Consider the following 21,242-nt stretch of genomic DNA (forward strand, 5'->3'; position numbering starts at 1 on the left):
CTTTATTTAAATTACACGCTTTCATTATACCATAGAAATAAAGGATTTTTTTACAACTTGAGTAGGATTTATTGATTCTTGTAATTCCTCTTAATTTAAGTTATAATACTTTAAAACCTTTAACTTAGTCCAGAGAGGCTAGCAAGGATACGATAAATTATATCCCCTTTGTTTCGCGTACTTTTAAGTATGAGAAAAGGATGATAGATGCTTTTTGTACACCTGCAGCCTCTCTGCAGGTGTTTTTATTATCATTCTTTCTGCTTTAGCAGATTAGAATGATAATACGCAAGGAGCAAAGCGAGTTGTAAAGCATTAGTTATTATTTCTGCTTTAATATGCTGGTTCATTGTGGATAAAGAACTCTTGACCTGCAAAACGCTTTGGCTAATGGATTCGTTTTATAAAAAGGAGGAGTAATGAAGCTTCAAGAAGAGATGCTTATTGTCAGTCAGAAAGAAGTTGCTGAAGATATTTTTGAGTTGGTGTTGCAAGGCGATTTGGTAGATGATATGGAAATGGCAGGACAGTTTTTGCAATTAAAAGTTCCCAGTCAAGAATTACTTTTACGGCGGCCAATTTCGATTTCGAGTTGGAATAAGCAGGAAAAAACGTGTACATTACTCTATCGTCGAGGTGATAACACCACGGGAACCTACCTTTTGTCAAAAATGGTTGCAGGACAATCAGTGGATATTCTTGGTCCTTTAGGTAAAGGATTTCCAGTTGATGAAGTAACAGAAAACGATCAAGTCCTTATAGTAGGTGGAGGAATAGGTGTTCCTCCGCTGTACGAGTTAGCGAAGCAGCTTAGTAAAAAAGGCTGCAATATTACGGTTTTGCTCGGATTTGCACGTGCGGAAGTCAAGATTCTTGAAGAGCAGTTCGCGCAGCTCCCTAATATTGAGGTAAAAGTAGCTACAGATAATGGTTCTTATGGTTCTCGAGGACATGTTGGGCATTTATTCAATCAGCTTGAACAAGAGGTAGACGTGGTCTATGCTTGTGGTTCACCAATGATGTTAAAAACCGTAGCAACAAGGTTTGAAACTTTAGAGCGCTTGTATTTGTCAATGGAAGCACGTATGGCTTGTGGAATTGGTGCATGTTATGCTTGTGTTGTCCCAGATAAAAAAGACCCAGAACATGCTTTAAAAGTATGTCAAGACGGGCCGGTATTTAAAGGAAATGGAGTAGTAATATAATGAATCGACTTGCAGTGGAACTTCCTGGATTGAATCTAAAAAATCCAATTATGCCTGCTTCAGGCTGTTTCGGTTTTGGCGAGGACTATGCACGATATTATGATTTAAATCAACTGGGTTCCATAATGATTAAGGCCACAACTCTTAAACCACGTTATGGTAATCCAACGCCACGTGTTGCAGAAACAAGTGCCGGCATGCTTAATGCGATTGGTCTGCAAAATCCTGGTCTAGATGTAGTACTCTCAGATAAATTGCCTTGGCTGTATGAAAACTTTCCTGAGCTACCTATTATTGCTAACGTAGCCGGTTCTGAACTATATGATTATGTAGCTGTTTGCGATAAAATAGGGACAGCACCAAATGTTAAAGCTATTGAACTCAATATTTCTTGTCCTAATGTGAAGCATGGCGGGCAAGCATTTGGTACAGATCCGAAAGTTGCTTATGATTTGGTCAAGGCTTGTAAGGAGGTAGCGGATGTCCCACTTTATGTCAAGCTCTCGCCAAATGTGACGGATATCGTAGAAATCGCTCAGGCCGTAGAAGCAGCAGGAGCTGATGGGATTACGATGATTAATACTTTAATGGGAATGCGTTATGATCTGCAGACTCGTAAACCGATTTTAGCCAACATTACAGGTGGTCTCTCAGGGCCGGCGATTAAACCAGTAGCTTTAAAATTGGTTCACCAAGTGGCACAAGCAGTGGAATTACCGATTATCGGAATGGGCGGTGTAATGACTGCTCAAGATGTTCTTGAATTTTATCTGGCTGGTGCAAGTGCGGTTGCAGTAGGGACAGCAAACTTTTCCGATCCCTATGTGTGTCCGAAAATTATTAATGAACTTCCTGAACTTATGGATAAGTATGGGATTGAAAGTTTAGAAGAATTACGTAAAGAAGTAAAAAAGGAGAAAAAAGAAAATGCATGAATCAAGACCAATGGTAGCCCTTGACTTCCCCAGCTTACGCGACGTAAAAAATTTTTTACTGCGCTTTGATGATCACGAAAAACTCTATGTAAAAGTGGGAATGGAGCTCCTCTATCAAGAAGGACCGGTTGTTGTAGATTTCCTTAAATTTCAAGGTCATGATGTCTTCTTAGATTTGAAACTCCATGATATTCCAAATACAGTTGGCTCAGCCATGAAAGGTCTAGCCCGTTTAGGAATAGATATGATTAATGTTCATGCTGCTGGAGGGATTGAGATGATGCAGCAAGCTAAAGAAGGTTTGATAGCTGGAACACCTGCTGGAGAAAAGGTTGCAGATTTGATTGCTGTCACTCAGCTGACTTCCACTAGCCAAGAAAGTATGCACCATGATCAAATGATTATGACAAGTTTGGAAGAATCAGTTCTACACTATGCTAAATGCACAGATGAGGCTGGTTTAGATGGTGTTGTATGTTCAGCTCATGAGGTTCAAAAGATTAAAAGTGTCACACGTCCAGATTTCATCTGTTTGACACCAGGTATTCGTCCTGCAGGCACAGCCAAGGGAGATCAAAAACGAGTGATGACACCAGAAGAAGCACGCAATATCGGATCGGATTATATTGTTGTTGGCCGTCCAATTACTCGTGCTGAAAATCCAATTCAAGCCTATCAAACTATTAAAAATGAATGGAATGGGCGTGCATAATAAAGAAAAAGCTCTGAATGAACCAGAGCTTTTTAAAGTGGCTTTTTATTGGGCGTTCCCGCTTTTCGTGGGTACTTTTTCGGCGTTTCTTTTTTCTTTTCGATAATAGCAATGTGTCGCTCATCACCATTTGGAAGTTGATAATCAATCTGTTCGATAAATTTGCTTCCTAAGACGGCAATTGCATGTTTAGCATCCGAAAGTTCTTCATCAAATTTAGCCGCTTTGAGTGACAAGAGATGGCCATTTTTCTTAAGAAAAGGAATAGTGAGTTCAGAGAGTACACTGAGACGCGCAACTGCGCGTGCTGTAACAATATCAAATTGAGCGCGGTAGAGAGGATTTTGTCCAAAATCCTCAGCGCGACCGTGCAATAAAGTCACTTGCTCTAAGTGCAACTCTTTTGATAAAAGAGACAAGAAGTTGATGCGCTTGCTAAGCGAATCAATAATAGTTACTTGTAGCTCTGGGAAAATAATCTTCATTGGTAAACTAGGAAAGCCTGCCCCGGCACCAATATCAAGGATTTTTAAGGGTTCATTTTGAATGAGCTTGTAGAGAATCGGTGCAATTGAATCATAGAAATGCTTGAGAAAGACTTCTTTTTTCTCTGTAATTGCCGTAAGGTTAATTTTTTCATTCCACTCAACGAGAAGCTCAAAATAGCGTTCAAATTGTTCTTTTTGTTGATCATTTAAGAAAAGGTCAAAAGTTTCAAGTTGCGCATAAAATTCTTCAGGGTTCATTATAAATTCCGTTCCAAAAGTTTTCTTGTAACACTGCTAATGTTATCACGTGTTTGGCCCTCAGGGAGCTTATTAATTAGATTGAGAGCTTGATTAGTATAATATTGGGCCAACTCTTTAGTTTTAGTCAGCGCTCCAGAGCTTTGAATGAAGCTGTAAACTTCTTCAAATTGTTCTTTTTGAATCAAAGATTTCACATGACGATGATCGATCTCTAAAGCAAAAAGAACGGGTGCAGAAAAGATACCTTGCTTGATGTCTTCATGTACAGGTTTTCCCAGAGTTTGACTGTCGCTAGCATAATCAAGATAGTCATCCATAATTTGGAAGGCAATTCCAATGTCCATCCCAATATTATAGGAGAGTTCAGATAAGTGAACATCTTGCATAATTAAAGGAGCGATTGAGGATGACATAGCAAAAAGTTCGCCAGTTTTTCCAGAAATATTTTGAATATAATCATCGAGCGTTTGCTCAAAATCAAAATGTTTGTTGAGTTGTCCAAGTTCTCCGCCTAAAAGGCGTTCAATAGATCCGATGTTTTTTGTTAAATTTGGCAAATCAAAAGAATATTTTGACAAAAGTTTAAAAACAGCTACAAAAAGATAGTCGCCAGCATAAACAGCAATTGACGGATCGTATTTTTTCGAGAGAGTCTCGACACCGCGACGTGTATCTGCTTGGTCAACAATATCGTCGTGAATAAGCGTTGCAGTGTGCAGCATTTCGACGCTTGCAGCAAGTGCGATTTTACTTTTATTATCCATAGCAGTAAAATCAGCAAACATTAATAAATAAGCCGGACGTAGCATTTTTCCACCTGCATCAAACAGGTCAAAAATGGCTGACTTGATTTCTTTATTTTTGATGCCAACCTGTTGCTTCATCAGCTTTTGAACTTTGACTAAGGAAGATTCTAATTTTGGATATTCTGACCAAATTGTATTTTTTACGTCCATTTTTTACTTTCTTTAATAAATAATAACTGTATTGGTGCTACACGCTGAATGATTTGGTTGCCACCAACACCGATGGCAAAACCAGCGAGCATACCGAAAAAAGAGAGCCATGGTAAATAAAGCATTACGGAGCTTGTACCTGTAATAAGCGAAGCAACAAGCAGTTGTCCGAGATTATGAAAGAAGCCTCCGACAACAGAAATACCAATGAGAGAGACCCATTTGGGTCCTAATTGCTTCATGAGGTACATGGCTAAGAGGCTTAAAATAGCTCCTGCCGCAGAGTAGATAACCACAGAAACACCTGTGAATAAGGCAGTAATTAGCAAGCGCAAGACTTGCATTGTCCAAACTTTTCGCCAATCTAAGGTGAAAATGGCAATAACCATTACCAGATTAGCTAGGCCAATTTTGGCTCCCGGAGCAAAAGCGAAGAAGGAGGGAATCCAGCTCTCAAAAATGCCCATAACAACAGCTACTGCAGTGAGAAGTGCTATATAAATATTTTCTTTTACATTCATCCGCTATAATCCACTCCAGATTCTGATTGATCTCCAATGATTTGAATGACTAAATCATGAGGTAAACAAACGATAGTATCGTTAACTTTTGAAATAAAGCCACGTTGCACATCAATTTGATCGCGACAAGAAGCCTTAACAACAGCAATCGCTCCATCCTTTACCTCTATTTCATTGTAATCCCCATCCTCAGAGCGATAAGTCCAGCGCTGATTTTTGCTTAAATCAAATGTTTTAATCACTTTCCCTTGCACACGTAATTGGGCCTTTGTCCCAGCGCTATTGTGAGGCAGGAGAAAAAAAACAGAAAAAGAAGCACAAAATAAGGCAAGAATAATGATAATATCCAGAGCTTTAATCTTGATTTCTTTGAAAAATTTCATCCCCTCCATGATAGCATAATTTAGGCAAAATAAGAAGTTCGGAATGATTTGTTCTTACAAGGAAAAAGGGGATAAGAAGAGCTGCCCAAGCAAACGCTGGACAGCCTTGAATTATTTTTCAGTTTTGCTTTCAGATTTTAAAAGTTCTTCTGCTTTAGCGATGATGTAATCATGCAATTCATCTTTGATTTGTGGATGATTGAGACCATATTCGATAGTTGTTTCAACGAAACCAAATTTATCGCCGACATCATAGCGTTTGCCAGTGAACTCGTGTGCAAAAACGCGTTGTGTTTTATTTAAAGTTTCAATCGCATCCGTCAATTGGATTTCGTTACCTGCACCAGGTTTTTGTTTTTCTAAAACTTGGAAAATTTCTGGAGTTAAGAGGTAGCGGCCGATGATAGCCAAATCAGAAGGAGCATCCTCAACAGCAGGTTTTTCGACGAATTCTGCAACATTGTAAAGACCCTTAGAAACTTCACCTTCTGGAGCAATAACACCATATTTGTCCACATCGTCATGTGGAACTTTCATTACAGCGATTGTTGAAGCGTGTGTCTTCTCATAGTCAGAAATTAATTCTTTTGTGAGTGGTGTACCATCTCCCATGATGTTCATAAGATCGTCACCAAGCATAACAACAAATGGTTCATCGCCAACAAAGGCTTTTGCTTGAAGAACCGCATGTCCAAGCCCCATTGGGTGGCTTTGACGTATAAAGTGAAGATTGATATCTGTTGTTTCTTCAACTAATTTTAAAAGCTCTGTTTTACCTTTTTCTTTAAGGTTTTGTTCCAACTCAATGTTTGAGTCAAAGTGGTCTTCAATAGGACGTTTAGCTTTACCTGTAACGATTAAGATATCTTCAATTCCTGATTTTAAGGCTTCTTCAACGATAAATTGAATCGTTGGTTTATCAACGATAGGTAACATTTCTTTAGCAAGGGCTTTAGTAGCAGGCAAGAAACGTGTACCCAGACCGGCTGCGGGAATAATTGCTTTTCTTACTTTTTGTTTTGGGTTTGTTTTAATCATTTTAAAAATTAGCTCCTTTTGATTTAGATACTGAATTCGTTTTCGGTACGTGTTTCACGGCGCATAATGTCTAAGATGCCTTCACGGGCATCCATATTTTCATAAAGCACCTTGTAGATTGTCTCAGTGATGGGCATATCGATATGCATACTTTGTGCGAGTTCGTAAGCGGCTTTGGTTGTTGAAACACCTTCGATAACCATTCCCATATTTGCTTCGATATCCGCAAGCTTCTCACCTCGACCGAGAGCATCACCTGCTCGCCAATTGCGTGAGTGAATCGATGTACCCGTAACAATCAAGTCACCTACACCAGACAAGCCGCTATAAGTAAGTGGTTGAGCGCCCATAGCAACACCTAAGCGGGTAATTTCTGCTAAGCCACGCGTGATAATTGCTGCTTTAGCATTATCACCAAAACCAAGACCATGTAAAGCCCCAGCACCGACTGCAATAATATTTTTCAAAGCACCCGCTGTTTCTACACCAATAACATCCGTATTGGTATAGAGTCGGAAATAATCGTTAGAAAAAATTTCTTGGGCATATTTAGCCGTCTCTAAATCATTTGAAGCAGCAGAGATTAAGGTAATATCACGTCGAATTGTTTCTTCGGCATGCGAAGGACCAGAAACCACAACAATTTCGCTTCGGTATTCTTCTGGAATCTCTTCTTCGAGTATTGAAGAAATACGTTCATGGGTCCCTTGTTCGAGCCCCTTAGATGCATGCATAACTGTCACTTTATGTTTAAGAACTTTTGCGACTTGTTGAGCAACCAAACGTGTGACTTTTGTTGGAACAACGAAAAGAATAGCATCAACATCAGACAAGGCAAATTCGAGATCGGTATAAGCAGAAATTTTCTGATTTAAAGTGATCCCTTTGAAGTAACGTTCGTTGGTATGCTTTTCATTAATTTCAGCAATTTGGTCAACATTGTTTCCCCAAATACGAACTTCATGTCCATTGTCATTAAGAACTTGAGAAAGAGCAGTTCCCCATGATCCAGGGCCGAGCACGGCAATTTTTTGTGGATTCATATTTTTTCCTTTACTAATTTATCCTAGCTTATAAAAGCCCAATACATCCTCATTTTACCATAATCTATATTAAAATTCACTGAAAACCCAAGTGAGAAAATAAAACAAAAAAGGAATTTTGCTTAAAAGATGTCAATAATACAGTAAACGCTTTTATTTATAGCGGGTTCATTGTATAATAAAGTCTAACTATTTTATTATGGAAGAAGGAAGGTGAATATGCAAAGACAAAAACATATTGCGCTTTTGGAACGCTGTGTGGAGATTTCCCAAAATGCTCGCAATCATGGGAATACTCCTTTTGGTGCACTTTTGACAGATAGCAAGGGAAATATTCTCCTAGAACAAGAAAATATTGAAATTACAGAACAGATTTGTACGGGACATGCAGAAACCAGTTTGGCTGCAAAAGCTTCCAAGCTTTATTCCAAAGAATTTTTGTGGCAATGTAAACTTTATACTACAGCGGAACCTTGTGCAATGTGTACCGGAGCTATTTATTGGGGGAATATTGGAACTATCGTTTATGCTCTAACTGAAAAACGTTTGTTAGAACTAACAGGAGACAATGAACAAAATCCCACTTTTGATTTGCCTGCGCAACAGATTATTGATCGCGGACAAAAGCTCATACAGATTATCGGACCCTTTCCAGAAGTAGAGGAAAAAGCTAGAAAAGTTCATGAAGGATATTGGAAATAAAAAGCAAGGAGATTCTAAAATGAAAATCAGAGCACTAGAAAGAACAGACTTAAAAAATATTCATATCATCAACAATGAAGCTAAAACTATGCATTTATGGTTTCAAGAACCTTACGAATCCTTAGATGAATTAACGGCTCTATATGATAAGCACATTCATAGTATGGATGAACGTCGTTTTGTTGTAGATGTGGATGGTGCATTTGCGGGCATAGTAGAATTGATGGAAATCAACTTCATCCATCGTAGTTGCGAAATACAGCTTATCATTACAGAAGAGTATTCTGGTCGAGGCTTGGCACAAGAAGCATTTCACCAAGCCTTAGAATATGCTTTTAAAGTATTAAACATGCATAAAGTTTATCTTTGGGTTGATGTTGATAATGCTCCTGCTGTTCATATCTATGAAAAAGTTGGGTTCAAAATTGAAGGAACAATGAAAGAACATTTCTTTGCAGCTGGAAGTTACCACGACAGTCATTTTATGGGGCTTTTGAAAAAAGATTATTTAAAATAAAAAGGAGAAGAAGATGACAAGCATTCGTCCGGCACATTATTCTGATTTAGAAGAAATAGCACATATTAACGTAGACAATTGGCAAACGACATATGAAAGCATCTTGCCTCCTACTTATTTAGAAAGTTTAGAATATGATACATTTCAGAAAAATTGGGAGCATTTTCTTGCAAAACCCTCACAATATATTCTCGTCAAAGAGTTAGAAAATAACGTTGCAGGTTTCATTGCTTACTCAGAAAGTAGCGACCAGAGAGGTAACTTATACATTGATTCCCTTCACATCTCCCAGAAGTTTCAAAGAAAAGGGGTGGGGACTCAGTTATTGTCACATGTGTTGCAGCAAGCAAAAGAAGCCCAAATGACGGTCACCATTGCAATTCTTAAAAATAATGAAAATGCAAGGAGTCTTTATACAAAGTTAGGTGCAGTACATTTTAAAGATTTTTCGGATAAGTTTGGGGATGTTACTACAGAGTCAGAACTTCTTATTTGGAAATAAGCTTATAATAAATTTAGAAAGAAGGTTTCTGTGCTATCCTTACTAATTGCGACCAAAAAATTATTCACTTCCTTTAGTTTTATCTTAAAAAAGGACGATACAAAAGCTTTGTTTTTCTTGATGGCAACAACCTTGATGAGTGGAACTATCTTTTATTCAACAGTAGAAAAATTTAGCATTCTTGATGCCTTATATTTAAGTTTTATGACCTTAACAACGATAGGATACGGAGACTTGCATCCGATAACTACAACAGGTAAAATATTTACAATGATCTATGCTACGGTTGGTTTAGGTATCATGGCTATGTTCATCTCTGTTATTGCCAAGGCCTTTATATATTCCAAACAAAAGCACAAAGAATAAATGTGCAAAAAAAATCAGTTGTATTTGACAACTGTTTTTTTCTTTTAATACTCATAAACGTTTAATGATGTTGGAGCATATACTGACGAGTCATTGGAAGACCAACACCTGAAGGCCCTTTTGTTAAAAGATATTGAACCACATCAATGTTCCCTGATTCAAAACTAGCGGCACAAGCTTGAAGATAAAGCGTCCACATGCGAGCAAAGGGACGGCCCATTTCCTTTTCAACATCTACAAAAACTTTACTGTAGTTTTCGTTCCAGATTTCTAGTGTTTTTTGATAGTGACGACGTAAAGGTTCCAAATCATCAAGTTGTAATTTTGCAGTCATAATGTGTTCGACATTTTCAGCGATGTTTGGAATATAACCTCCTGGGAAGATATATTTTTCGATGAAAGGATCAACACCTGCTCCACGATGTTGACCAGTAATTCCATGGATGAGGGCACGAGAATTTGGTTTGAGATAATCATAAACCTTTTGGAAATACATTTCTAAATTTTCTTTACCCACATGCTCAAACATGCCCACAGAAGTTACATAATCAAAGGTTCCTTCATTTAGATCACGATAATCTGTAAGGAAGACTTTGACTTTATCCTCAAGTCCGAGTTTTTTTGCCTTATTTACGATATAGTTGTATTGTTCTTCAGAAAGAGTAACACCTACAGTTTCTAAGCCGTATTCTTGTGCAGCGGTAAAGAGCAATGTTCCCCAGCCACAACCAATATCTAATAAACGTCCGCCAGGTGTACTGTTGAGCTTGTCAAGGATATGATGTACTTTAGCGATTTGTGCTTGTTCCAGTGTCATATTCTCATTTTCAAAATAAGCACAAGAATAAGTCATCGTTGGATCCAACCATTTTCTGTAAAAGTCGTTCCCAATGTCATAGTGCTGATGAATATCCTTTTTCGATTGCTTTTGGGAGTGATTGCCCAAGAGTTCAACAATGGATTTTCCGAAGCCTGATTGATTTGTTAAAAAGCTATCTGCTTTACGATAAGCGGAAGCGACAAGTTCTTGAATACTTCCTTCAATTTCGATTTCATCGTGCATGTAAGCTTCAGCAAGAACCAGAGTAGGCATGGATGCTAAATCGCTAAAAGCGAATTTTTTATTGAAAATGATGTGTACTTGAGCTTCACCATCGCCATATTTCTCTGTTTTGCCATCCCAGTAAGTTACTTTTACTGGAATATCAAAGGCAGAGGCGAGAGCTTTGTTTAATACTGTTTTTTCAAATACCAAGTTATTTCCCCTTTTCTAACTTTGCTATAGATAAAACTATACTCCGAGTTTTTTTGAATGTCAAATAGTTAAATTTTACAGATAAATGAGGTAAGTGCTTCATTTATTTGATAGTCTGTTATGACTTCAAGCCCAGCAAGTGATATAATGAATAGCATAAAGATGAGTTAAATTGATAAAAAGTTTTAAATCACCCAATGAATGAAGCTATTAACCATTGGTATTTAAAACTTCTTAAAAATAAATTTAAAAACAGAAAGATAACAATGACAACAACAGGACTTCTTATTTTAACAGCACTTATTATTTGGAACATTATTGTCTTTCTGTTTTATGCTATTGACAAATACAAGGCGCAACATCATTTGTGGCGGATTCCTGAGAAGGTGCTTATTTCCCAGGCAATATTGGGTGGTGGTTTAGGCGCATTTCTAGGTGGAAAAATTTGTCGACATAAAACACAAAAAACATATTTTATCGTTTCATGGTATCTTGGATTGGCTATTGATTTAATTTTAGTGGTTCTGATTTTTAAAACCTTGCTCAAATAAATCAAAACAGGCTTTTCAAAAGGAGTTCACTTATGAAAAATGTAAATTTATCCGCACGTGAAGAACAGATTTTAAACGATATTTATCGATTAATATTGGACGAATCCTTGACGAGCCAAGAACGGGAAGTACTGACTAAGGCGAAAAACTTGATAGAAAGCGGTGACTATGTCCCGCAGATAGTGCAACGTATTCAAGTGAGCGTTACCTTGCTTGCCTTAAACGGAAAATTATCGCCAAATGCAAGAAAATTTAGTCAACAAATTCCTGAAAGGCTTTATGAAATTTTGCCTTTTGGAAGTGTTCCGCTGGGGATAAATCGACCTTTATGATTGATCTAAAATAGGAGGAATAATAATCTGGAAGAAGGAGATGAGAGATGAGGTTATGGCACGAAGATTTAATAAAGCATCTTCCGCGGATGCAATTGCTTGGACAGCACAGAGAATGCTGTGCTTTGAGAGGGAGAGGCTGGGGCAAGCCACACGCGACTGTAAATTATGTTTTTGATTATTCACCCTATAAATTATTTCAATATCATCAACAAGTTATGGAGGAAATGAAGCGAAGAGGATACAAACCGGCTAAGGAATGGGAAAGTCCCTTGTACCGTGGAAACCATTGTTCAAGTTATGAGTCACTGGAGACTATGTCTTTGACTGTTCCTATTTATCCAGAGCATAATGTAGATTATTTGATAGAATGCCTGGATAACTTAAAGGCTAAAAATGTGCTGATTGAACTCTAAATTATAAGGAGTTATATTATTAAAATTAAAAAAACAAGTGCAAAAATTTCAGTATCTATTCGCTCTCTTTTGATAATCCTAGTTGCTGCCCTATTGTTTTATTTCAGCCCACTTTTATTAGTGTTGGGTTCTTTTGCATTGACGGATATAAGCGCCAAAATGTATAGCCAACAAAATATTACGGACATTATTAACGATCCACAGATGCGAGGCGCTAAGATTCAGCAGGATAAGGACAGTTCGAGTTTATCATGGGATGCCTTAAGCACTCCTATGATAAATATCAAAAATGCTTCTACCAAAGATCTGGAACGATTAGCAAAATCTGTTTATGGTAAAACAAATTATGACAGATGTGCCGTCAAAAAAATGAATCTTGACACTAAAGTAGAATTTTATAAAGAAGATTCCCTTATTTATACTGTTAATTTTACAGGAAATTAGTGCTCACAGCCAAAAAGAAAAACAAGAAAGTCAAGGAGGAAGAGAAAATGGAAAATAAAAAAATGAGTTTAATAAATGCAGTAATGAGTGCCTTTTTAGGAAGCGTCCTCATTGTGTTGTCTCTTTTTGGCTTTCAACTTTTCTGGAATACTAATCCATACTTTAATGGGGTTCACGGACACGTACCAGAGAACTGGAATCTTCAATTATTATTAGGTATGTTTGGTGTAACAGTAATTATTAGTATTATTTTGATTATTATGGGGGTTGTTGACCGTAAATCTTCAACAGAAAAAGATACTAGGCGTGCAGGTTTTTATTTTATCTTGGGCGGAATATTTGGATTGTTTCCATTTTTAGGCTTTGTTGGAGGAATCTTGACTTGGATTGGCAGTGGAATGAGTGTCAAGGATTAATAATAGTATTAACAATTACTTATGAAATAGAAGTTGTGGAAGGAATGAATTAAAATGAAAAAAGCACAACCTTTTGAAGCTTACTTTAATGATAATGACTTAAGTGAAGAAAAACTTGCGAGAATGCGACTTACACGACAGTTGGTCCATACTATCTATCCTGATGTGCAAGAACGTGTTTCTTATGCAATGCCAGGTTTTTACCCTAAACAGGCCAAGAAAGCGACACAACAACTTTTTTTACTAATGGCTAATAAGGGCTGGTTAGGTATTTATGGAACACAAGGTATGAAAGAAAGCGATTTTTCTGATTTTGCTGATTATGGTCTTGAATTTGGAAAAGGGTCACTTAAGATCCCCTACGATATGCCGGAGCTTGAGTATAAAAAATTGCTTCAACTCATAATGAGTTATAATGCTAAGAGAAATGGATTTGATATCTCTTAGCTATAAAGGTTCTATATATGTATCGTATGACTTTACTGATTGAGCTTCTAGAATAAAAAAATGATAAAAAAACAAAAAATATTTATTGCTCTTCTAGTAATGAGTTTCTTCATCATCTTTGCTCCCCATGTTCTGGCATTAGCTGGGGGCTTCCATGGAGGTGGAACTACGGGTGGTGGAGGTTTCCATGGAGGGACTGGAGGCATTCACACTAGTAATAACTCACCATCAAGTGTGGAAGGTGGTATATCAAATAAAGTAAAGCTTATGCTTTCTCTTGTAGGTCTTGGTATTATCATAGCTATTAGTGCAGTTATTAAACCTAAGGGAATATATACTGAGGGAGTTCATATTGATGATATGGAACTTTCTAATGCCATAAAGAAACAGTTCTTATCTATTCAAGATGCTTGGAATACACAGGATATATCAAGAGTATCGCAGTTATATAGCGAAAAACTTTATACCAAGCATACTAAAACTTTGTTAAGCTACTTAGATAAGCGAAAAATAAATCACACAGAAAATATTGAAATCGAAGGACTCAGTCGCCTATACTGGAAAAAATCTAACACTTTCGAGATAGATATATCTTTTAAAGCTGTTGATTACGTAATAGATAAGGATACTCAACAAATACTAAAAGGTCTTCCCAATTATCAACAAAAATTTAAACAAAGATGGACATTTGTTACTGATAAAGAAGGAATGAAGGTTGATAAGATTAAGGAATTTAAGATTTAAAACTATTATTTTCGAGATATTTACTTGAGGTTTACATTTTTATCATGCACCTCTTGATTAAAGTAGTGTTCTAATAAATATGAGTGCTGTACATCACTTTTACACATTGAAATGTTTCTACGAGTGAAAAAGGATAGTTACATTTATTGATGTTATAATTGGAAGTATTAACTCCTTTTCTAGGGAGGTAATTCTACGTAATGGCAAATCCTAAAAATCCTTATAAAATAAAAAAACGAACATCTCTAGGTGTTCAGAGTTATTAAAAAGATTGGAAAAATTCATGAAATTTATTATTTATAGTTGTGAAATAGTAGCAATAATTTTATTGTACTTATTTGCGCCATTAAGTCTTTTGCTTAAAATTATAGGTTTTGTAATAATTATTTGCATTTCACAGTACGCCCTTTCAACCTTAAAAGAGAATGAGACGAACGATACTCTTTCTTAAAATTTACGCTGAATTTTCAGTTTTTTCACTAGAGTGTGATGAACTCTCAAAATAAAAGGAACACTAATTCATGACTAAAAAATATATTAACCTATTGATCACGTTACTTTCACTTATTGCTATTGGAATAAATTTTATATTTTATAACAGCAATCCTTATGTATCCCTCGTAATTGCTGTTGTTTTACTATTCAATCTTTACTTTTCACTACCTAAAAGAACATAGAAACCAAGCCAGACCACAAATAAAGAAGTATAAAAGAGATATATTTGAGAAAAAGGAATGAAAAAACTTTTTTCTCTTTTTTTCTTACGAAAAATTATATCTGCAGTCTTCAAAAATCGAGCTTATAATCTTACGATAAGCACTCTTATCTCAAATTAGAAATCATACGAAAGTCTGAAAAGTTTCCTTCAGAATATGATAAAATTAAAGTATAGCCAGTTGGCTGATGAAATAAGTAAAGAAAGCTTGTTATAACAGGAAAACAAGAATGGAGGCTAAAAATGCATATGACAGGAATGATGATGGGTGGAATGCATGGATTCATACGAACAATTCTAATTCTACTAGTGGCACTTTGGCTGATTAGCTTAATGAGAAACAAATCGAATAAAAAGAATAAAACAGCAAAAAAACCACCGCGTAAAGAAAATATACAACGCTATCAAGAAGCAGGACTTTCTGAGAGTGACATCGAAATTTTTCGTGACACTTTAGCAGATGCTAAAGAAAACATTGAAAAATGGGAAGCAAATACGAAGAAAAATGACGAGCTACAAGTTGTGGAATCTGTCACAGGTGGCCTTGAAGCAAGTAAACTCCTCTTCAAACATATCGTGCAAAACCCAACACAATTGACAAAACAGAATGATTTTCTCTATAAAGATTTACCCAATATGGTAAAATTAACAGAGAAATATCTGGAAATGCAAAAACAATCTGTTAAATCTGATGAAGTTAGTCGTGATATGGATGAAACACTGCTTCTGATTAAGACACTGGCAACAAATATCTCGAAAAATTATCATGAAGTTTTGATGGATGATGTCAATGTTATTAAGCATGAAGTAAAGTTTGATTAAGGAGTGAGGATGGAAAACCCTATTTTAGATGAATTAATTAATGGTGATAAAGTCGTGAAAGAAGCAGAAGCGCTGTCTGAAACTCAAAAGACAGAACTTGTTGATATGCATCAAAGAGCTTCTTTGCGCGCGATAGATGCTCTAAGTCCAGAAGAGCGTGAAAAAGCGAAGGAACTGGCTAAACAACTCGATGAGAATAGCTCACAGTCTGTGATTGCTTATGGGGCAAATGCGCAAGATAAGATTTCAGCTTTTTCACAAAGTGTTTTGGATAAAGTACAGGCGCAAGATTTAGGAGATGTCGGCGGCTCTTTGACTGATTTGATGTACAATCTCCAACAAGCAAATCCTAATGAACTTGTTGCTGAAAACAAAAGTGTTTTCCAAAAAATGTTTGGAAAAGTTAAAAAATCAATCTTTGAAGTCACTCAAAAGTACCAAAAAATTGGTGCTGGAATTGATAAAATTTCGGCAAAACTTAATAATGAGCAACAAGGGCTTCTTCAAGACAATGAGATGCTTGATAAGCTTTATGATGAAAATCTCAACTATTTTAAAGCCCTTAATGTTTACATTGCAGGAGCAGAATTTAAGATTGAAGAGCTAGAACAAGAAATCCTACCAGCAGCACGTCAAGAAGCTCAAGGTGCTGGTGATGATGGGGCTTTAGCAGTTCAAAAGGTAAGCGATCTTGAAGCTTATAAAAATCGTTTAGATAAACGGGCGCACGACTTGCGTTTGGCGCGTCAATTAACGATTCAGCAAGCTCCACAGATCCGTTTGATTCAAAATACAAACCAAGAGCTTGCAGAAAAAATTCAAACCTCAATCAATACAGCGATTCCTTTGTGGAAAAACCAAGTCGCAATTGCCTTGACTCTATTGAAGCAAAAAGATGCTCTAGCGAGTCAACGTATTGTTTCAGAAACAACCAATGATCTTCTACGTAAGAATTCTGAAATGCTTAAATCTTCAACGATTGAAGCAGCTGAAGAAAATGAACGTGGACTTATTGATGTGGAAACATTAAAAGTTACACAACAAAATCTTATCGATACAATTCAAGAAACTATGCGCATCCAATCTGACGGACGTCAAAAACGTCAGCAAACTGAGCAAGAATTGGTCAAAATGGAAGATGAAATTAAGCAAAAATTGCTCGAACTTTCTAATAAAAAATAAGCAAAAAGTCAAGTATTGATATATACCAATTCTTGACTTTTTTAGTACCGAGTGTTAAAATGTTGGAGAATACAAAGTATCGGAGGAACCCTTTTATGACTTACTATATTAAAGCAGACAAATTTTTCTATCCTTATGAAGTGAAAACAGGTGGTTTCCTGCAAATCACAGACGGCAAATTTGGAAAGTGGACAGCAGATGCTCCAGCTGGAGCTGATATTCTAGATTATTCAGGTCAATCCATTGCTCCTGGTCTGGTAGACACACACATTCACGGTTTTGGTGGAGCAGATACTAATGACCGTAAAATCGAAGGTATCGTCCAAACAATGAGTGAAGGACTTTTAGCAGCAGGTGTTACAAGTTTCTTCCCAACAGCTGTGACTGCAAGTCATGAAGAATTGTTGGAAGTCGCTGATGAAATTGGTTCAAATGTAGATAAAGCAGCTGGCGCTAAAATCCGTGGTCTCTTCTTTGAAGGTCCTTACTTCACGGAAGAATTTAAAGGTGCTCAAAATCCTAAGTACATGCGCGACCCTTCATATAGCGAACTTGCTGAATATGGTGAAGCAGCCAAAGGTTTGCCAATCAAAATTGGGATTGCACCAGAACGTGAAGGTTCAACTTCCTTTGTGAAAGAAGCAGTGGAACATGGCTTTACAATCGCCCTTGGTCACTCAAATGCGACTTATGCAGATGCTGTAGAAGCTGTTCAAGCTGGTGCTTCAATGTGGGTACATGCTTTTAATGGTATGCGCGGTCTTAATCACCGTGAGCCTGGTATGGTTGGAGCGGTCTTCAACTTACCAAACACTTATGCAGAATTGATTTGTGATGGCTTCCACGTACGTCCAGAAGCATGTCAGATTTTGATGCGCGAAAAAGGTACAGACCATGTCGTATTAATTACAGACTCAATGCGAGCTGCTGGATTAAGCGATGGTGAGTATTACCTTGGCGAGTTCCCAGTAATCGTTAAAGATGGTGCCGCACGTTTGAAAGAAGGGGGCAACCTTGCTGGGTCAATTCTTTTGCTCAAAGATGCAGTGAAAAACGTTGTAGATTGGCAAATTGCAACACCAGCTGAAGCTGTAAAAATGGCTTCTTTGAATGCTGCTAAATCTACGAAGATTGATGATGTTTGCGGCCAAATTAAAGAAGGCTTAGATGCAGACTTTATCGTTCTGGATGAACACCTTGAGCTTGTTGCAACTTATCTTGATGGTGAAAAACGTTATCAAGCCTAAAAAAATAGTTCCGTAAAGGAACTATTTTTATAACTTTAAAATACAAAAAGAGTTTTAGACAGTAATAATCTTTTTGTAATCTGAAAACCATTACATTTGAAAAACTATAAATAAAAACGCTGTCATAGCGTTTTTATGAGATTTTTTTTTCGTATCGTGATATAATAAACAATGAAATAAAAATTGAACTTTAAATTTGCAATTGCAAATATAAGTATCAGATATGATGGAGGAAAAAACTTTAATGAAACGCATTGCAGTTTTGACTTCTGGTGGTGATGCACCAGGTATGAACGCAGCTATTCGTGCTGTTGTTCGTAAAGCGATTTCTGAAGGTATCGAAGTTTACGGTATCAACCACGGATATGCAGGGATGGTAGCGGGCGATATTTTCCCACTAACATCTGCAAGTGTTGGTGATAAAGTTGGACGTGGCGGTACATTCTTGTATTCAGCACGTTTCCCAGAGTTTGCTCAACTTGAAGGGCAACTTGCGGGTATCGAGCAACTTAAAAAACATGGCATCGAAGGTGTTGTTGTTATTGGTGGTGATGGTTCTTATCATGGTGCAATGCGCTTGACTGAACATGGTTTCCCAGCAGTAGGACTTCCAGGTACTATTGATAATGACATCGTTGGTACAGATTTTACAATCGGTTTTGATACAGCTGTATCCACAGTTGTGGATGCCATTGATAAAATTCGTGATACATCATCATCTCACCACCGTACTTTCGTTGTAGAAGTTATGGGACGTAATGCTGGAGATATCGCGCTTTGGTCTGGTATCGCTGCAGGTGCTGATGATATTGCAATTCCTGAAAAAGAATTCAAATTTGAAAGTATCGTACGTAATATCAAATCAGGATATGCCAAAGGTAAAAACCACCACATCATCGTAGTTGCTGAAGGCGTTATGTCGGGTGAAGAATTTGCTATGAAGCTGAAAGCTGCTGGTGATGATTCTGACCTTCGCGTATCTGTTCTCGGTCACATCCAACGTGGTGGATCACCTACAGCGCGCGATCGCGTTCTTGCATCACGCATGGGTGCTCGTGCAGTAGAATTGCTTCGTGATGGTATTGGCGGTGTAGCTGTCGGTGTTCGTAACGAACAACTTGTCGAAAGCCCAATCCTTGGTACTGCAGAAGAAAATGCCCTTTTCAGTCTGACAGATGAAGGTAAAATCGTTGTCAACAATCCACACAAAGCTGGATTGGAACTCTATCGTTTAAACGCTGATTTAAACAACCTTGACATCAAATTTAATTAAGTTATTGTTAGTAATCTTATTTGGTTGATGTCAGAGTGAAGTTAAAACACTGAATGCTCACATTGACTAAATAATGAGTACATTTATAAAAATAGGAGAATTACTCAAAATGAACAAACGTGTAAAAATCGTCTCAACACTTGGCCCTGCAGTAGAAACTCGTGGTGGTAAAAAATTCGGAGAAAAAGGATACTGGGGAGAAGAGCTTGATGTTGAAACATCAGCACAAACCATTGCTGATTTGATCAAAGAAGGTGCTGACGTTTTCCGTTTTAACTTCTCTCACGGTGACCACGCTGAACAAGCTGCTCGTATGGCAACAGTACTTCGTGCTGAAGAAATTGCTGGCCGTAAAGTTGGTTTCTTGCTTGACACTAAAGGTCCAGAAATGCGTACAGAAGTGTACGAAGATGGTGCAGACGAATACAAATATGTTACTGGTGACCAATTCCGCGTTTCTACAAAACAAGGTTTGAAATCAACTCGTGATAACATTGCCTTGAACGTTGCTGGTGGTCTTGACATCTTTGATGATGTTGAAGTTGGTCAAACTATCCTTATCGATGATGGTAAATTGGGGCTTACAGTAGCTGCTAAAGACGTTGAAGCACGCGAATTCGATGTTGTAGCACAAAATGACGGTGCTATTGGTAAACAAAAAGGTGTTAATATCCCTAACACTACAATTCCTTTCCCAGCTCTTGCAGAACGTGACAACGACGATATCCGTTTCGGTCTTTCACAACCAAATGGTTTGAACTTCATCGCAATCTCATTCGTACGTACTGCGAAAGACGTTAACGAAGTTCGTGCTATCCTTGAAGAAACTGGTAACACACACGTTCAACTTTTGGCTAAAATCGAAAACCAACAAGGTATTGATAACCTTGATGAAATCATCGATACAGCTGACGGTATCATGATTGCTCGTGGTGACATGGGTATTGAAGTACCATTTGAAATGGTTCCAGTCTTCCAAAAAGAAATCATCCGTAAAGTTAACCAAGCAGGTAAAATCGTTGTTACAGCAACAAACATGCTTGAGTCTATGACTGAAAAACCACGTGCAACACGTTCTGAAATCTCTGACGTCTTTAATGCTGTTATCGATGGTACTGATGCAACTATGCTTTCAGGTGAGTCAGCTAACGGTAAATACCCACGTGAATCAGTTCGTACAATGGCTACAGTTAACAAAAACGCTCAAACATTGTTGAAAGAATACGGACGTCTTCACCCAGAAAACTTCGATAAAGATTCAGTAACAGAAGTTGTAGCATCAGCAGTTAAAAACGCTGCAGAATCAATGGAAGTTAAACTTATCGTTGCTTTGACTGAGTCAGGAGCAACTGCTCGTTTGATTTCAAAATACCGTCCAGAAGCTGATATCTTGGCAATCACTTTTGATGAAAAAGTTGAACGCGGATTGATGATCAACTGGGGTGTTATCCCAATGCTTATGGACAAACCAGCTTCAACAGACGATATGTTCGAAGTAGCTGAAAAAGCAGCCTTGGCTTCAGGTCTTGTTGAATCAGGTGATAACATCGTTATCGTTGCTGGTGTTCCAGTTGGTTCAGGACGTACAAACACAATGCGTATCCGTACTATCAAATAATAAAAATTTTTCAAGAGCAGTTTTTGCTCAAAAAAAAAAGCATCCAATGTGGTGCTTTTTTTGATTGATTTTCTTTATGGAAAGCTCACGAAATATAAACGTATCACGCTTTAAATGTAAGCGTTATAATGTGATATAAATCACTTTCCAA

Annotated in this window: 26 protein-coding genes; 19 read left to right on the top strand and 7 right to left on the bottom strand. The window is 37.4% G+C overall.

The window, feature by feature from the left end; genetic code table 11:
- Positions 1 to 419: 419 nt before the first annotated feature.
- Genes P3G65_RS04300 through pyrF form a run of 3 tightly spaced genes read left to right on the top strand, consistent with a single transcriptional unit; the run spans position 420 to position 2,852 of the window.
- Positions 420 to 1,205, top strand: a complete 786-nt coding sequence (locus P3G65_RS04300; RefSeq protein ID WP_019291649.1) for a dihydroorotate dehydrogenase electron transfer subunit — start codon at positions 420 to 422, stop codon at positions 1,203 to 1,205.
- Entirely contained in the window at positions 1,205 to 2,140 is a 936-nt protein-coding gene (locus tag P3G65_RS04305) for a dihydroorotate dehydrogenase (protein WP_019291648.1), read from the top strand. The genes P3G65_RS04300 and P3G65_RS04305 overlap by 1 nt, the downstream gene beginning before the upstream one ends.
- On the top strand, positions 2,133 to 2,852 hold the full coding sequence (gene pyrF, locus P3G65_RS04310) for an orotidine-5'-phosphate decarboxylase (protein ID WP_019291647.1): 720 nt from the start codon (positions 2,133 to 2,135) through the stop codon (positions 2,850 to 2,852). Before P3G65_RS04305 ends, pyrF begins: the two co-directional genes overlap by 8 nt.
- Positions 2,853 to 2,884: 32 nt before the next feature.
- On the opposite strand, the gene rsmG is transcribed toward pyrF, so the two are convergent.
- The 6 genes from rsmG to P3G65_RS04340 form a co-directional block, all read right to left on the bottom strand.
- On the bottom strand, positions 2,885 to 3,598 hold the full coding sequence (gene rsmG, locus P3G65_RS04315) for a 16S rRNA (guanine(527)-N(7))-methyltransferase RsmG (protein WP_019291646.1): 714 nt from the start codon (positions 3,596 to 3,598) through the stop codon (positions 2,885 to 2,887).
- Positions 3,598 to 4,557, bottom strand: coding sequence for a polyprenyl synthetase family protein (locus tag P3G65_RS04320; protein ID WP_019291645.1), 960 nt, complete (start codon positions 4,555 to 4,557; stop codon positions 3,598 to 3,600). The genes rsmG and P3G65_RS04320 overlap by 1 nt, the downstream gene beginning before the upstream one ends.
- Positions 4,548 to 5,078, bottom strand: a complete 531-nt coding sequence (locus P3G65_RS04325; protein ID WP_107106076.1) for a Gx transporter family protein — start codon at positions 5,076 to 5,078, stop codon at positions 4,548 to 4,550. Before P3G65_RS04325 ends, P3G65_RS04320 begins: the two co-directional genes overlap by 10 nt.
- Positions 5,075 to 5,470, bottom strand: coding sequence for a NusG domain II-containing protein (locus P3G65_RS04330; RefSeq protein WP_019291644.1), 396 nt, complete (start codon positions 5,468 to 5,470; stop codon positions 5,075 to 5,077). The genes P3G65_RS04325 and P3G65_RS04330 overlap by 4 nt, the downstream gene beginning before the upstream one ends.
- Positions 5,471 to 5,572: 102 nt before the next feature.
- Positions 5,573 to 6,499, bottom strand: coding sequence for a UTP--glucose-1-phosphate uridylyltransferase GalU (gene galU / locus P3G65_RS04335; protein ID WP_019291643.1), 927 nt, complete (start codon positions 6,497 to 6,499; stop codon positions 5,573 to 5,575).
- Between the two features lie 23 nt (positions 6,500 to 6,522).
- On the bottom strand, positions 6,523 to 7,542 hold the full coding sequence (locus P3G65_RS04340; protein WP_019291642.1) for an NAD(P)H-dependent glycerol-3-phosphate dehydrogenase: 1,020 nt from the start codon (positions 7,540 to 7,542) through the stop codon (positions 6,523 to 6,525).
- Between the two features lie 219 nt (positions 7,543 to 7,761).
- Between P3G65_RS04340 and P3G65_RS04345 the strand changes: the two genes are divergently transcribed.
- The 4 genes from P3G65_RS04345 to P3G65_RS04360 are packed head-to-tail and all read left to right on the top strand — an operon-like array spanning position 7,762 to position 9,629.
- Positions 7,762 to 8,244, top strand: a complete 483-nt coding sequence (locus tag P3G65_RS04345; protein ID WP_019291641.1) for a nucleoside deaminase — start codon at positions 7,762 to 7,764, stop codon at positions 8,242 to 8,244.
- Between the two features lie 19 nt (positions 8,245 to 8,263).
- Complete coding sequence (locus P3G65_RS04350; RefSeq protein ID WP_086582126.1) at positions 8,264 to 8,761, top strand: GNAT family N-acetyltransferase; 498 nt, start codon at positions 8,264 to 8,266, stop codon at positions 8,759 to 8,761.
- A gap of 13 nt (positions 8,762 to 8,774) precedes the next feature.
- Positions 8,775 to 9,263 (top strand): GNAT family N-acetyltransferase, encoded by a 489-nt coding sequence (locus tag P3G65_RS04355; protein WP_019291639.1) that lies wholly within the window; start codon positions 8,775 to 8,777, stop codon positions 9,261 to 9,263.
- 30 nt (positions 9,264 to 9,293) lie between these two features.
- Complete coding sequence (locus P3G65_RS04360; protein WP_019291638.1) at positions 9,294 to 9,629, top strand: potassium channel family protein; 336 nt, start codon at positions 9,294 to 9,296, stop codon at positions 9,627 to 9,629.
- Positions 9,630 to 9,690: 61 nt separating this feature from the next.
- Here P3G65_RS04360 and P3G65_RS04365 read toward each other — a convergent pair whose 3' ends face one another.
- Positions 9,691 to 10,884: a cyclopropane-fatty-acyl-phospholipid synthase family protein gene (locus P3G65_RS04365; protein ID WP_019293718.1), complete on the bottom strand. Its 1,194-nt coding sequence runs from the start codon at positions 10,882 to 10,884 to the stop codon at positions 9,691 to 9,693.
- A 266-nt stretch (positions 10,885 to 11,150) separates the two neighbouring features.
- Here P3G65_RS04365 and P3G65_RS04370 point away from each other — a divergent pair, with 266 nt between their 5' ends.
- From P3G65_RS04370 to pyk, 12 genes are all read left to right on the top strand, one after another.
- On the top strand, positions 11,151 to 11,435 hold the full coding sequence (locus P3G65_RS04370; protein ID WP_029343287.1) for a DUF1294 domain-containing protein: 285 nt from the start codon (positions 11,151 to 11,153) through the stop codon (positions 11,433 to 11,435).
- 32 nt (positions 11,436 to 11,467) lie between these two features.
- A complete protein-coding gene (locus P3G65_RS04375; protein WP_019291635.1) occupies positions 11,468 to 11,767 on the top strand; it encodes a bacteriocin immunity protein in 300 nt (99 codons plus the stop codon).
- A 47-nt stretch (positions 11,768 to 11,814) separates the two neighbouring features.
- On the top strand, positions 11,815 to 12,183 hold the full coding sequence (locus P3G65_RS04380) for a TIGR02328 family protein (protein WP_019291634.1): 369 nt from the start codon (positions 11,815 to 11,817) through the stop codon (positions 12,181 to 12,183).
- Positions 12,184 to 12,321: 138 nt separating this feature from the next.
- Positions 12,322 to 12,627, top strand: coding sequence for a hypothetical protein (locus tag P3G65_RS04385; RefSeq protein WP_225210214.1), 306 nt, complete (start codon positions 12,322 to 12,324; stop codon positions 12,625 to 12,627).
- Positions 12,628 to 12,674: 47 nt separating this feature from the next.
- Positions 12,675 to 13,043: a hypothetical protein gene (locus tag P3G65_RS04390; RefSeq protein ID WP_207781712.1), complete on the top strand. Its 369-nt coding sequence runs from the start codon at positions 12,675 to 12,677 to the stop codon at positions 13,041 to 13,043.
- Between the two features lie 54 nt (positions 13,044 to 13,097).
- Entirely contained in the window at positions 13,098 to 13,490 is a 393-nt protein-coding gene (locus tag P3G65_RS04395; protein ID WP_019291631.1) for a hypothetical protein, read from the top strand.
- 60 nt (positions 13,491 to 13,550) lie between these two features.
- A complete protein-coding gene (locus P3G65_RS04400; RefSeq protein ID WP_019291630.1) occupies positions 13,551 to 14,234 on the top strand; it encodes a TIM44-like domain-containing protein in 684 nt (227 codons plus the stop codon).
- Positions 14,235 to 15,192: 958 nt separating this feature from the next.
- On the top strand, positions 15,193 to 15,771 hold the full coding sequence (locus P3G65_RS04405; RefSeq protein ID WP_019291629.1) for a 5-bromo-4-chloroindolyl phosphate hydrolysis family protein: 579 nt from the start codon (positions 15,193 to 15,195) through the stop codon (positions 15,769 to 15,771).
- Between the two features lie 9 nt (positions 15,772 to 15,780).
- Positions 15,781 to 16,953: a toxic anion resistance protein gene (locus P3G65_RS04410; RefSeq protein WP_019291628.1), complete on the top strand. Its 1,173-nt coding sequence runs from the start codon at positions 15,781 to 15,783 to the stop codon at positions 16,951 to 16,953.
- Positions 16,954 to 17,048: 95 nt separating this feature from the next.
- Complete coding sequence (nagA, locus tag P3G65_RS04415; protein ID WP_019291627.1) at positions 17,049 to 18,200, top strand: N-acetylglucosamine-6-phosphate deacetylase; 1,152 nt, start codon at positions 17,049 to 17,051, stop codon at positions 18,198 to 18,200.
- 244 nt (positions 18,201 to 18,444) lie between these two features.
- Entirely contained in the window at positions 18,445 to 19,473 is a 1,029-nt protein-coding gene (gene pfkA, locus P3G65_RS04420; protein ID WP_004258348.1) for a 6-phosphofructokinase, read from the top strand.
- A gap of 109 nt (positions 19,474 to 19,582) precedes the next feature.
- Positions 19,583 to 21,091, top strand: a complete 1,509-nt coding sequence (gene pyk / locus P3G65_RS04425) for a pyruvate kinase (protein ID WP_014025066.1) — start codon at positions 19,583 to 19,585, stop codon at positions 21,089 to 21,091.
- Positions 21,092 to 21,242 lie beyond the last annotated feature (151 nt).

The sequence above is a fragment of the Lactococcus sp. bn62 genome (assembly GCF_029492705.2).
Lineage (GTDB): Bacteria > Bacillota > Bacilli > Lactobacillales > Streptococcaceae > Lactococcus > Lactococcus petauri.

Coding starts and splice junctions, on each gene's coding strand:
- P3G65_RS04300 (WP_019291649.1), top strand. CDS start 420: ATGAAGCTTCAAGAAGAGATGCTTATTGTCAGTCAGAAAGAAGTTGCT.
- P3G65_RS04305 (WP_019291648.1), top strand. CDS start 1,205: ATGAATCGACTTGCAGTGGAACTTCCTGGATTGAATCTAAAAAATCCA.
- pyrF (WP_019291647.1), top strand. CDS start 2,133: ATGCATGAATCAAGACCAATGGTAGCCCTTGACTTCCCCAGCTTACGC.
- rsmG (WP_019291646.1), bottom strand. CDS start 3,598: ATGAACCCTGAAGAATTTTATGCGCAACTTGAAACTTTTGACCTTTTC.
- P3G65_RS04320 (WP_019291645.1), bottom strand. CDS start 4,557: ATGGACGTAAAAAATACAATTTGGTCAGAATATCCAAAATTAGAATCT.
- P3G65_RS04325 (WP_107106076.1), bottom strand. CDS start 5,078: ATGAATGTAAAAGAAAATATTTATATAGCACTTCTCACTGCAGTAGCT.
- P3G65_RS04330 (WP_019291644.1), bottom strand. CDS start 5,470: ATGGAGGGGATGAAATTTTTCAAAGAAATCAAGATTAAAGCTCTGGAT.
- galU (WP_019291643.1), bottom strand. CDS start 6,499: ATGATTAAAACAAACCCAAAACAAAAAGTAAGAAAAGCAATTATTCCC.
- P3G65_RS04340 (WP_019291642.1), bottom strand. CDS start 7,542: ATGAATCCACAAAAAATTGCCGTGCTCGGCCCTGGATCATGGGGAACT.
- P3G65_RS04345 (WP_019291641.1), top strand. CDS start 7,762: ATGCAAAGACAAAAACATATTGCGCTTTTGGAACGCTGTGTGGAGATT.
- P3G65_RS04350 (WP_086582126.1), top strand. CDS start 8,264: ATGAAAATCAGAGCACTAGAAAGAACAGACTTAAAAAATATTCATATC.
- P3G65_RS04355 (WP_019291639.1), top strand. CDS start 8,775: ATGACAAGCATTCGTCCGGCACATTATTCTGATTTAGAAGAAATAGCA.
- P3G65_RS04370 (WP_029343287.1), top strand. CDS start 11,151: ATGACAACAACAGGACTTCTTATTTTAACAGCACTTATTATTTGGAAC.
- P3G65_RS04375 (WP_019291635.1), top strand. CDS start 11,468: ATGAAAAATGTAAATTTATCCGCACGTGAAGAACAGATTTTAAACGAT.
- P3G65_RS04380 (WP_019291634.1), top strand. CDS start 11,815: ATGAGGTTATGGCACGAAGATTTAATAAAGCATCTTCCGCGGATGCAA.
- P3G65_RS04390 (WP_207781712.1), top strand. CDS start 12,675: ATGGAAAATAAAAAAATGAGTTTAATAAATGCAGTAATGAGTGCCTTT.
- P3G65_RS04395 (WP_019291631.1), top strand. CDS start 13,098: ATGAAAAAAGCACAACCTTTTGAAGCTTACTTTAATGATAATGACTTA.
- P3G65_RS04400 (WP_019291630.1), top strand. CDS start 13,551: ATGATAAAAAAACAAAAAATATTTATTGCTCTTCTAGTAATGAGTTTC.
- P3G65_RS04405 (WP_019291629.1), top strand. CDS start 15,193: ATGCATATGACAGGAATGATGATGGGTGGAATGCATGGATTCATACGA.
- P3G65_RS04410 (WP_019291628.1), top strand. CDS start 15,781: ATGGAAAACCCTATTTTAGATGAATTAATTAATGGTGATAAAGTCGTG.
- nagA (WP_019291627.1), top strand. CDS start 17,049: ATGACTTACTATATTAAAGCAGACAAATTTTTCTATCCTTATGAAGTG.
- pfkA (WP_004258348.1), top strand. CDS start 18,445: ATGAAACGCATTGCAGTTTTGACTTCTGGTGGTGATGCACCAGGTATG.
- pyk (WP_014025066.1), top strand. CDS start 19,583: ATGAACAAACGTGTAAAAATCGTCTCAACACTTGGCCCTGCAGTAGAA.